The organism is Lachnoclostridium sp. An138, assembly GCF_002160765.1.
Classification (GTDB): Bacteria; Bacillota; Clostridia; order Lachnospirales; family Lachnospiraceae; genus Laedolimicola; species Laedolimicola faecalis.
The window spans coordinates 1-897 of the sequence record NZ_NFLF01000055.1 but is presented as its reverse complement, the minus strand read 5'-3'; the positions used below and the strand labels follow the sequence as shown (position 1 = coordinate 897).

The 897-nt window shown below is 57.7% G+C and carries 2 protein-coding genes; both read left to right on the top strand.

What is annotated here, in order from left to right; translation table 11 throughout:
- The coding region (locus B5E82_RS17750) for a plasmid mobilization protein (protein WP_087308843.1) at window positions 1-363 on the top strand (363 nt) is incomplete at its 5' end.
- Window positions 335-897, top strand: a 563-nt coding sequence (locus tag B5E82_RS17745; protein WP_162610818.1) for a relaxase/mobilization nuclease domain-containing protein, incomplete at its 3' end; no start/stop codon positions are given. The genes B5E82_RS17750 and B5E82_RS17745, both read left to right, overlap by 29 nt.

Below are 897 nucleotides of genomic sequence, written 5' to 3'. Positions count from 1 at the left end.
GTTGTGAAAACCCGGCTGTCCGAAGATGAATACGCCGACTTCACAGCGCGGCTTGCGCCCTATGGTATCAGCCAGTCCGAATTTCTCCGGCAGGCGATACGGCGCACCGCCATACGCCCAATTATCCATGTGTCGGCGGTCAATGACGAGCTGCTTTCCGCTGTCGGGAAACTCACAGCCGAGTACGGCAGGATCGGCGGCAACCTCAACCAGATTGCCCGGTATCTGAACGAGTACGGCGTACCCTACAATGCGCTGTCCGGCGAGGTACGCGCCGCCATAGCCGACCTTGCCGCCCTCAAGTATGAAATCTTACAGAAAGTAGGTGACGCGGTTGGCAACACTCAAGCATATCAACTCTAAAAACGCCGACTACGGAGCCGCCGAACAATACCTGCTTTTTGAGCATGACGAGTTTACCATGAAGCCCGTCCTTGATGAAACCGGCAGGCTTATCCCCCGCGAGGACTACCGGCTGTCCACGCTGAACTGCGGCGGGGAGGATTTTGCCGTTGCCTGTATGCGGGCAAATCTCCGCTATGAGAAAAACCAACGGCGGGAAGATGTGAAAAGTCACCACTATATCATCAGCTTTGACCCACGGGACGGCCCGGACAACGGCCTGACCGTAGACCGGGCGCAGGAATTGGGCGAGAAGTTTTGCGCCGAGCATTTCCCCGGCCACCAAGCCCTTGTATGCACCCACCCGGACGGGCATAACCACAGCGGCAATATCCATGTGCATATCGTTATCAATTCGCTGCGGATAGAGGAAGTCCCGTTCCTGCCCTACATGGACAGGCCAGCCGACACGAAAGCCGGGTGCAAGCACCGCTGTACCGACGCGGCCTTGCGCTACTTCAAGTCCGAAGTCATGGAGATGTGCCACCGGGAGGG